Source organism: Prevotella sp. P3-122, assembly GCF_002251365.1.
In the GTDB taxonomy this organism is placed as follows: Bacteria; Bacteroidota; Bacteroidia; order Bacteroidales; family Bacteroidaceae; genus Prevotella.
This window is the reverse complement of sequence record NZ_NPJH01000062.1, coordinates 1-9,688: the sequence shown is the minus strand read 5'-3', so window position 1 is coordinate 9,688 and position 9,688 is coordinate 1. Positions and strand designations below refer to the sequence as shown.

The following is a 9,688-nucleotide window of genomic DNA, read 5'->3' as shown; positions in this document are numbered from 1 at the left end:
TAAAGGTACGAAAAATACTTGAGAATAAAGACGATTCTGAGTTAAACAACTATAACAAAACAAACAAAATCACACGACTGGTAACGAATCTAACCTACGTGGCTATAGTTTTCGGACAGTCTCCCCCGATTCACAAAAGCGTTACAAACAGGCAGTCGCATCAGAATGTAAGTAACAACCACAATAAATACAATATTCACCATAAATTTTGAAGCAAGTACATATCGCCACTTATCAAGCATAGGTACAGCCTGTTGCACTAAATCAAAATTCTTCAGGAAAAAGAAGCAACACACCATAAAGCTTAGCAAAAGCTTAATTTGCAATGGCGATAAATGGAAATGAAAATGTTTCGTACCAATATCATGGTATGCTAATAGCAAACCCATCAAGAAACATGGAAGACCCAATACATACCATATAGCACATTTTATAGCCACCATGATGCATATCGCAATTCCCACAGCTATGCAAGAGAGCAATGTTGCTTTCTTGATAGGAAATGAGCGATAGAATGCGAAGAACACAACATATAGAATAATAATCTCGCTAACATACCAGCCATACCGCAAATTTGTGTCAGAGACGAACCAATATTTTAAAAGGCAACTCCAATCCACCTCTTTACCTACAGTAAATTCTGCTACGACATATAATGCCATTGCCGTAAGAGCCGGTACAACAAGTTTAATCATACGCTTTTTCAACCACAATTTGGAAAGACGCTGCTGTCTTTTTACACGGCTATAAAGTAAACCATAGCCAGACATAAAGAGGAAGAAAGACACACATAAAGCGCCAACTCCAGTTTCACTCATAAACAACTCATTTGGTGAGCAATAGAAACAAGCCTGATGACCAATCACTACTAAAAGAGAAGCTATGAATTTAAGAAATTGTGACTGCCCTCGCTGCTCACAAACCATCTTACCCTTAATTGGCAAATACCACACAAGAACCAGAAAAACGAAACTGAGTATCATATTTTTAAAAATAGCGTTTCATGTTCTTCCAACAACTCAACATAGAGATATCAGAATAGCAGCAGTTATACTGTCCCTTTTCTATTTTCTCAATAGCCTTAACCCAATCATCTACAGAATCCACAATTTCCATCCCTTTCGTATACATTTCATCATGGTATTGATTGCGAGTGATGATAAGCGGTTTCTGCAAACCAATGGCATCAGCAATGGTAGAAAGCCCCACACAATAGTTCAGCTTGTCTTTTCTTAGCGGACAGACTAATACCTTTGCATTCGCCATGGCATCCAGCATCTGTGGATATACATTACCAGAATTCTCCGTTATTACCACCTTTATGTTTGGGAAATCCTTACATTTCTCTACTAAATCAGAATAATCGTTCCCTGCATGACTCTTTGCAGTCATAATCTTCAGCGGAGCTCCTGTACGTCGGAAAGCCTCTATCAAAATATCGAAGTCTCTATTTTCTTTACCAGTAGACACAAACCATTTACCTTTATTCTTCTCTACCTTATTATAAAAATCCATATCAGGACCCCAATAAGGAACCGAGCACTTCTTTGCTTTTACCAGCCCAGCCTTTACCGTTTCATCCATTGTCTTAGAACTCAGAAAAAAAAGATGTTTCGGAGCCGACAACAAAAGCCTATAGAAACAAGCCTTTGCACCTCGCTTCACTTTCGGTTCATGATGCAGATAGGCAATGACAGGTATGTGCATTAAATGCAGTGCCGTAAAAAACAATAGCAAGAGATGATTTCGTAGATTGAGGTTAGGAATAAACACCACATCAGGGTGATACTTTCTCACTAACCTATAGTCGTTCCACAAGTTTTGGGATTCCTCCTCCCATACCACTTCATTCCCTTCCTTCTCCATCTCCACGGCCCCATAAAGCCAATGCGAAGGGTTGATACCATTGCAATAATACCGATAGGTATCAGTGCGTGCGATATATAATATTTTCATAAAGTCTAAATATTCTTTTAAAAATAAATTGTCTTATTTGATCAAGGCAAGAGACAACCAAGATAATAAGTACAGCCATTATCAAAAAAAGCAGAAGAACTATACCTTCAGAAAAGTTTTGGGCTACCAGACCTGCCCATCCATATAATACCTTACTAAGATGTCCTCCATCCGTAAGCAGATACACTGTAAGCATAGAGACAGCTACCTTATTTATCCATTTATTCTGCAATTTAATTTTGCTAAAGATACAGAACACAGCGCAAGCTGTCAGAATTACAAAAGGAGAGTTGTATGCCGTGAATCCTAATTTCAAGTTTTCATGAACAGCAATTAACTTACTTCCTACAAAAGTGGCAACCACTCCAAAAAGTATTGCAAGCAGCATTTGCCACGTTTTAACTCTTATAGCAAAATTATAGTGACGCATGGCTGCACCAATAACATAGATAAACACAAAATTCATCAACGTATATCCAGCTGCATCGTTATAATTGTGGAGTATCCAGCCTAAATAGAAAGAGATAAAACTAAGCAATGCTAAAGATAGTTTCCATTCTTTCTCCGACAGGTTATCGATGGCTTTATTGAGCAAAGGGCTGATAAACATCAACATGAAATATACCTGTACGAACCATCCACCAGATCTACTTATTACAAATATCGGTTTCAGAATCCATTCATATAGCGGATGCGAAATACCCAATACAAAAGTGTCTGTAAATAAATGGACAACTTTGCAAAACATACAAATAAAAACGAGATTGAGAAATGACTTCCACGAGAGCCGGATTTTAAAATACCCCGATATAAGCAAGAATAAATTCACCCCAATGATAGCAAATGAATCAACAATTATAATCAAATCTGGGGAGGCAAGTTTCGAATTCAGCCCATGACATATAAAATGATGGATAAGAATAAGAAACATTGAGAATATACGCAGAAGTTCAAAATTTGATTGTCTTGTTTTCAAAACTATATTCATATTCTATTATATATAAATCTTCTATAATCTGAAGTTATACAAATTTTCTTGAGTATTTGTATATCAATGATAACAGAACAAAACAATTATTTCTCATCAAATATAACATCATACGATGTGTATAGGGCATTTCTCTTATTGGATAATCAGAGCAAACCAATTTCCACACTTCATCTTCACAAACATTTTTTACTATTTGCTTTTTATCGCATGAGGCTAAATCACTTTTTAATATAGAGCCAATGAAATATCGAGAATAACCGATAAACATTCTTTCAATACGATGCAAAGCCTCATAGGGCATTTTATTTTCATTTACTTTCGTTATTAAGAACAATCTCATTATCTTGAAAAATTTGAAACGATCAAGACGAACTTTTTTAGAAAGAGAAGAGGTATTATTGTAATAATAATAAAAAATCTGAGGTAAAGTTACGATTCGATGAGAATGAGAGATAAAATCTATATTCCATACAAGATCTTCAGAAATAATTTCTCGTTCGCTAACAAATCTTAGTCGATAATCATCAATCAGAGACTTCCTATACAATACAATCTTAGCAGACATTGGAATATGGCGTTCAACTCTATCTGATGGTTTCGAAGCAATCATATCCATAACAAAGGAATTAAGATTTTCTTTCCCTTCAATGACTTGCTTTGAAGAATACCAATTCATCGGCTTAATCTCCCCAAACTGATTAACAGTTTGGATACCGCTATATATAGCATCAGCTTTATGCTCAATCGCAGCAAGATACATGGTCTCATACATTTCCTTATCTACATAGTCATCACTATCACAAAATGCAATATACTCACCAGTTGCAACATCAATGCCACTATTACAAGCCATTCCAAGACCAGCATTTTTCTTATGTACTACCTTGATATTAGGATATTGCTGAGCATACTGATCACAGATAGCAGGACAGTTATCTGGCGATTCATCATCCACCATGATAATTTCTATATTCTTTAGCGTTTGCGCAAGAAGCGATTGCATGGTTCTATCCAGAAACCGCTCTACATTATATATAGGAACCACTATTGATACCTTTGGCTTCATTCTTTCTTTCTTTTTAATTTAAAAAATCTTTTTATTTTCTCGGCATAATACCCTTTTTTCATTTTTAGCTTATCCGTCCACGACATCCATGTAGCCGAATAATGATGAATAGTATAGGTATTTTCTGTAATTTCAAGTTTATTCGATAGAAACTCTATTGGACAAAAATACTCCCATGGATAAATGGTTATACCGCCACAATCGTATGGTTCTTTTGCATAAGGCTTGAGTCCATACGTTTTCAACACCCTACTTGTAATTGGAACTATTGGTATTTGTTCCATGTGTCCATCAGGGAAGATATAATGAGTATTCTCATAGAAAGACATAATTTCCTTGATAACTGGATTATGAGGTTCCACGGCAAATCCAAGTCCTGGATTTACCATATCATCAGCATCTGGAGTATTATTATGCTTCTCTATTGCCATCCAAGCTCCCTTAGACATAAAATCGTCCATATTGCGGATGACCTCAACGTCTGTATCAAAATACACGCCTCCGTTCTCATAAAGAATTTTTAAGCGAGCATAATCGCTTACATACGCAAATTTCCCTACATCATAAGCCTCTTTGCTGAATGGAATGCAGTTAACATCATAATTATCCTCATTCCATTCCTGGATTTCATAGTCTGGAAGGTATTTTTTCCAACTATTGATGTATTGTTCATATTCTGCAGGCATGGGGTTATGACCAAACCAACAGTAATGAATTATTTTTGGTATCATGATAATTTTAGCAAATCAAATATTTTTCGAGATAATTTATTTACATACACAGAAAGTATTATGCACAAACAGGTTCCTACGAGATAAAAAGTCCAATTTCCAAAACTTATATCCATATTACCTATTGACCAAGAAAATCTTTGCAAATAACGCATGAGATATTCATTGGTTATATAAGATTCTAAAGAGATCGCTCCCACAAAGCCTAATGTTACATTCAGTTTGCGACTCTTTAACTTATTTATCAGAAGCGCAAAAATTGAAACCGAAGCAATTCCCTGTAAGCCAAACAAACAGAAATGAAAACCTAAGGTATGGTTCAAAACATAAAACAAAGTATATACTATTACTGGTAATAATATATATAGTAGAGCAGAACCATTTTTCTTTTCTTTAACTTGGGAGGAAAGACTATACCCAAAGAAATAGATAGGCCAACGATTCAATATAAAATGAAAGATACTACTATTAGGCGGTAAATATGCATAAACATAACATAACAAGGAAAACACAGCCAACCAATACCATCTCCACTTAGAACAAAACAAAGAATTAACGAAAGGCGTTACTAAATATAACAACAATATGCAGGGAATAAACCATAAAGCCCCATTGCCAAAGAGAGGGCCAAAACCAGAAAGTTTTAATACTACAATCCCCCATTGTAAATTTTCTCGAGTAGAATTTAGAATAGTAAATGGCAGCACTAATAAAATTAGCGGGCATACAATTCTCATATAGCGCTTCAACAACCAATGTAATATCGTTTGCTTATGCACTCTCACTGAGGAATAAGAGTTGTACATTCCTATTCCAGACAGAAATAGGAATATATCAACACCAAAACCTCCTGCACCTAATATCGTACTCATACAGTTGGGCATGATTACACCAAAAAGAGGCATGTGACAAACAATAATCAACAAAGTAGCCACTCCCATCAATTCGGTTCGATATTGACTAAAAACACCTAAATTAAAAGTTATCCTCATTTTTCCTTCTATTTTACATCAGCATTTTTTGTCTTTCCCTAATACCTACAAAACAGATAGCCCAAAACAAATAGATAAAATAAGCATTATAATAAGGTATGTTGTTATACCATGCCATAATGGGCGTAAACATAACTGAGACAAAGCCCAAAGAACTCCAATATTTCACTACTGGATCTTTACTCTTATAATAGATACGCAACAGACGATATGCCAACAACAAGATGATTAAAATCCAAATGATATATCCAACCCAACCATATTCGATTAACAGCCACGAAGATGTAAACCAATTATAAGATGTTATCTTACTGTAAGACGCACTTATCCATGTACCAAACGTCTCAGAAGTGTTTCCGCTTCCAATGCCATAGCCAAACATTACATGTATTGGATCTTGAAGAATCAAGGTTGTTGCCATTTCTACACATGTAGAGCGGTTAAAACTATAATCAGCTGCTTCAGCCGACAAATTGTAAGATTTGCTTGTTTCTTCTTGAATAAAATCTAAATCAAAAGTGCTATTTACATACTCTTCACCATACATAAGGGACATGACCGACTTCATCGTCGGAACAAGGAAGAAGAAAGCAAGTACCAATATCAAGACATGCTTCACACTAAATTTCTTAGTAAACACATATACAGCATATATCGCAAGTGGTATTGTGAAATACATGATTTTAATTTCTGCTACCATTGCTATGAACATCTCAATTGCAATCAATAGAAAAAAATGTAATTTGCTTAATCGACCTATAAAATATTCTTTTGAAAGCAATATTGCACAAAATAGGTAAAATACAAAGAGTTCATTATTACCCATAAAAGTACCACCGATAAAATCTCCAACTTTCCTTTCTACATAAAACTGAAAAACTACCATAAAGGTATTTATCCAAAATAACCAAACAATCATTTTTTTACACTTCACTACATCTGTATAGTTGAAGAATTTATATACCATCATAAATAGCAGCAAATATCTAACAACCATACGAAATCCCCAAACGATAGATATCGGAGGCATAATATTCACAATTGCTATTACCGTACTGCCAACAAGCAATATGGCAAATAGTCTTACCACCCAAACGCCAACAGCTCGACTTACCGCTTTAATGTCGTGTTTTTGAGAAAAAGCCAAATAGAACAACAAAATATCAGAAATAATGGGTACAAATTCACTCTTAAATAAATAAGTTTGAATAACTCCATTTAGCAATACCAAATACAATATGATATAAAGAATTTTCTTTGCTTTCATTTTTATCTTTATTTAATTCTTCCACCAACCAAAAAAACTAAGACCCGAGGTACATATCGTTTCATCACATAATAAACAATGACACATTCTACGACCTTAGCCACAAACAAGAACTCATAGTTTAAGAATGAGCCTATATAGGGAACTGTCTCCAACATATAGCCCACATTCTTATTTACAAACCACAATATCAGCGTATTTCCAAACGCATATATAAAAAAGCTCGTCTCTCCCCAGCGGGCGACAAGGCTTGCCCCTCTATTTTGATAGCTTGCAATCTTATATGCAAGCACAAAAATAAAAGCTACGCCACACATCAAGAGCAAACTATTAAGACTATTCAAGTCATAACCATACAACCCACCTATCGTTTGAAGAATCACGAGCAATGGCCACAATATAAGCCAAATAGCTTTATACTTATCAAGCCATTCAAACACATGTATTTGATGAATACTAAAAAATGCGCCTATGTGGAAAAACGTTATGGCTGCCAAGCTAAAACCAACAAATGGAAAACCTAACTTAAACACATTCAGTATAATTAGAATCGGGAAAATCCCCCATTTTAACCTTTTTATGATATGATAGCTTACTATGGAGCAAAGCATCATCATCATCAAATCCCTCATAAACCACAAGACACCAGCTGCAGGCGAGACGATGACAGGATATTCATAACCCAAAATAGATGTAGCCGTAATTCCATCACCATGAGCCCATAGAATCTCCATTAAATTCCAAGGCATTACTGTACCGATTGTCCTACTCTTATAATAAGAATAACCATAGCCTAAAAACAATGCGATATAATTCCAAATAATATATGGAACAAGCAGAGAACGAACCTTCTTGCCTATTTTCTTTTTATAGACAGTCCACCCAAACTCTTCCTTTCCTGCGAAGAATAGATAACCAGACATCAGGAAAAAACCAGGTACAGCAACTTGTACTATTGGTGCATTCACATAATGGGCCAAACAATATGTAAAGCCATCAGGACTGTTTGGCGCTGCCGTATGAAGCAAGACCACCAAAGCAGCCAGTGGAAAACGTAATAAGTCAAGTGTAAAGCTCTCTTGACTATTTCTTTCTATTATCATGCTTACGAAATACCGTTAATATCAATATTTATATGTTTATAGCTTTCAATGGGCTCTTGCAGCTTCCAAAAGCCTTCATGCCAGCAATTATCAGTTTTCAGCCAAGGAGTCTTTTTGAAAAAGAGGAAATGTAAATAAGGGAGTGATCGTTTCTTAAAATCAGCAATCCTATTACTCATTACATCATAAATCCATTGCTCTCCATCCTTTGGCTGAGGACTAGTCCAATATTCGTGAAGCAATATTTTTTTATGGAATACAGGATTTAGAAAGTCTAAAACCTTGAAATAATGAATGCCAAAAGGACGACACAGATACTTGTGTATTCTTCTAATTGTACGGATATGAGGACACACTAAGTCTGACCATTCACCCTCATCAAGAGAAATCGGCTTTTCATTTGTAATTTTCCTCTTCCAATCTACGATTTTAAAACAAAGATTGCGATAATAATCATTGTTTCGACAGAAGCAACAATGTGCGGCAATGTGGTAATTATGGGTCGTCAACACATCATAACATGACAGGTTGTCATCATTCACCAACATCCCAAGATTGCCATAAACCAAGTCCAAGTCTCCCATTCCCCAAAACTCATAACCTTTCAACTCTTCCTTATGTATTGCTCCGATAAAAGGTTTTAAATCTGTAAGTTTATATGGTTTTGAACATCTGAAATTTATATTCAGGCGTTTACTTATCAATGCGCAATACTCCTCGTATGAGCACTGATGGAATATCGTATTTTTATACCTGTGTTTAGGTAAAGGGCAATTCGTATAGAAGATAAAATCCACCATCGGATTCCTACCACAAGAATAGAAATACAACTCTATCCATTCTGGCCAATTGCCAAAATAAGGAATTATTTGTGCAACTTTATATTTCATAATTATTAATTTCCCCACAAAAGGGTTCTACATCAATTAATTTTCATTGTTATTTATATTATTATATAACAGAGCAATGTCATTACAATTGCTACAGCAAAAGAAGTAGCGATTCCCATGAAATCATTATTCAATCTTATCACTCTGTTCAGTGCAGCTTCAACCAGTAAGGATTGCAGCATATAAATTTGCAATGTTCTTCTCCCAACGCCCTGTATTATATGGTTATAAGCAAAACAACCTAATTGCTTCTTTCGTCCTACCCAAATCAACGCTATGCTTATACAAACACCAGCAACTAAACGAATATAAACCATAGGAAGGAATGGCACCAATTACAGAAATATACTTCTAAGTTTACCCAAAATCCATCATGTAGCAAGTGACTGAAACCTTGATAAAACGTCGTCAAAATACCTGTCCATATCGTATAAGGAATTACAAAACGCTTCAACAATACAAACCAAAAATTTTTATCTATAGGCTTGTCTTTAACCAGAAGTCCACTGATGACCAAGAACAAAGTGATATGGATAAAATAAATAATACTATTTATTCTATTTGCCCCCCCAGGCCGTCCGAAAACGGCACTTTGAGGCATATCACAGTTGGCAGAGCCGCTATTGCGACTCCACCTGAGCCCATTTAAGGGCATATAAGTTTTCATCTTAAAAAATCAGTTTATGTTAAAC

Annotated in this window: 10 protein-coding genes; all 10 read right to left on the bottom strand. The window is 35.4% G+C overall.

Going from position 1 to position 9,688, the window contains the following annotated elements:
- Positions 1-89: 89 nt before the first annotated feature.
- On the bottom strand, positions 90-983 hold the full coding sequence (locus CIL02_RS10830) for an acyltransferase (RefSeq protein WP_094401642.1): 894 nt from the start codon (positions 981-983) through the stop codon (positions 90-92).
- A gap of 4 nt (positions 984-987) precedes the next feature.
- The gene (locus tag CIL02_RS10825) at positions 988-1,956 is read right to left on the bottom strand and encodes a glycosyltransferase (RefSeq protein WP_141210205.1); all 969 of its coding nucleotides are present in this window, start codon (positions 1,954-1,956) and stop codon (positions 988-990) included.
- Entirely contained in the window at positions 1,928-2,932 is a 1,005-nt protein-coding gene (locus tag CIL02_RS10820; protein WP_170935076.1) for an acyltransferase family protein, read from the bottom strand. The genes CIL02_RS10825 and CIL02_RS10820 overlap by 29 nt, the downstream gene beginning before the upstream one ends.
- A 46-nt stretch (positions 2,933-2,978) precedes the next feature.
- Positions 2,979-4,013 carry a glycosyltransferase gene (locus CIL02_RS10815; RefSeq protein WP_094401636.1) on the bottom strand — a complete coding sequence of 345 codons (1,035 nt, stop codon included), beginning with the start codon at positions 4,011-4,013 and terminating at the stop codon, positions 2,979-2,981.
- Positions 4,010-4,744 carry a glycosyltransferase gene (locus CIL02_RS10810; protein ID WP_094401635.1) on the bottom strand — a complete coding sequence of 245 codons (735 nt, stop codon included), beginning with the start codon at positions 4,742-4,744 and terminating at the stop codon, positions 4,010-4,012. The genes CIL02_RS10815 and CIL02_RS10810 overlap by 4 nt, the downstream gene beginning before the upstream one ends.
- Complete coding sequence (locus tag CIL02_RS10805) at positions 4,741-5,736, bottom strand: acyltransferase (protein ID WP_094401633.1); 996 nt, start codon at positions 5,734-5,736, stop codon at positions 4,741-4,743. The genes CIL02_RS10810 and CIL02_RS10805 overlap by 4 nt, the downstream gene beginning before the upstream one ends.
- A gap of 13 nt (positions 5,737-5,749) precedes the next feature.
- Positions 5,750-7,003 carry a hypothetical protein gene (locus CIL02_RS10800; RefSeq protein WP_094401631.1) on the bottom strand — a complete coding sequence of 418 codons (1,254 nt, stop codon included), beginning with the start codon at positions 7,001-7,003 and terminating at the stop codon, positions 5,750-5,752.
- 8 nt (positions 7,004-7,011) lie between these two features.
- Positions 7,012-8,106: an acyltransferase gene (locus CIL02_RS10795; RefSeq protein WP_094401630.1), complete on the bottom strand. Its 1,095-nt coding sequence runs from the start codon at positions 8,104-8,106 to the stop codon at positions 7,012-7,014.
- Between the two features lie 2 nt (positions 8,107-8,108).
- Positions 8,109-8,996 (bottom strand): DUF6625 family protein, encoded by an 888-nt coding sequence (locus CIL02_RS10790; protein ID WP_141210204.1) that lies wholly within the window; start codon positions 8,994-8,996, stop codon positions 8,109-8,111.
- A gap of 298 nt (positions 8,997-9,294) precedes the next feature.
- A complete protein-coding gene (locus tag CIL02_RS16980) occupies positions 9,295-9,597 on the bottom strand; it encodes an acyltransferase family protein (RefSeq protein ID WP_371589368.1) in 303 nt (100 codons plus the stop codon).
- Between the last annotated feature and the right edge of the window lie 91 nt (positions 9,598-9,688).

Bases quoted from the DNA above. Each gene is read 5' to 3' on its own strand.
- CIL02_RS10830 (WP_094401642.1), bottom strand. From the start codon at position 983: ATGATACTCAGTTTCGTTTTTCTGGTTCTTGTGTGGTATTTGCCAATT.
- CIL02_RS10825 (WP_141210205.1), bottom strand. From the start codon at position 1,956: ATGAAAATATTATATATCGCACGCACTGATACCTATCGGTATTATTGC.
- CIL02_RS10815 (WP_094401636.1), bottom strand. From the start codon at position 4,013: ATGAAGCCAAAGGTATCAATAGTGGTTCCTATATATAATGTAGAGCGG.
- CIL02_RS10810 (WP_094401635.1), bottom strand. From the start codon at position 4,744: ATGATACCAAAAATAATTCATTACTGTTGGTTTGGTCATAACCCCATG.
- CIL02_RS10805 (WP_094401633.1), bottom strand. From the start codon at position 5,736: ATGAGGATAACTTTTAATTTAGGTGTTTTTAGTCAATATCGAACCGAA.
- CIL02_RS10800 (WP_094401631.1), bottom strand. From the start codon at position 7,003: ATGAAAGCAAAGAAAATTCTTTATATCATATTGTATTTGGTATTGCTA.
- CIL02_RS10795 (WP_094401630.1), bottom strand. From the start codon at position 8,106: ATGATAATAGAAAGAAATAGTCAAGAGAGCTTTACACTTGACTTATTA.
- CIL02_RS10790 (WP_141210204.1), bottom strand. From the start codon at position 8,996: ATGAAATATAAAGTTGCACAAATAATTCCTTATTTTGGCAATTGGCCA.
- CIL02_RS16980 (WP_371589368.1), bottom strand. From the start codon at position 9,597: ATGCCTCAAAGTGCCGTTTTCGGACGGCCTGGGGGGGCAAATAGAATA.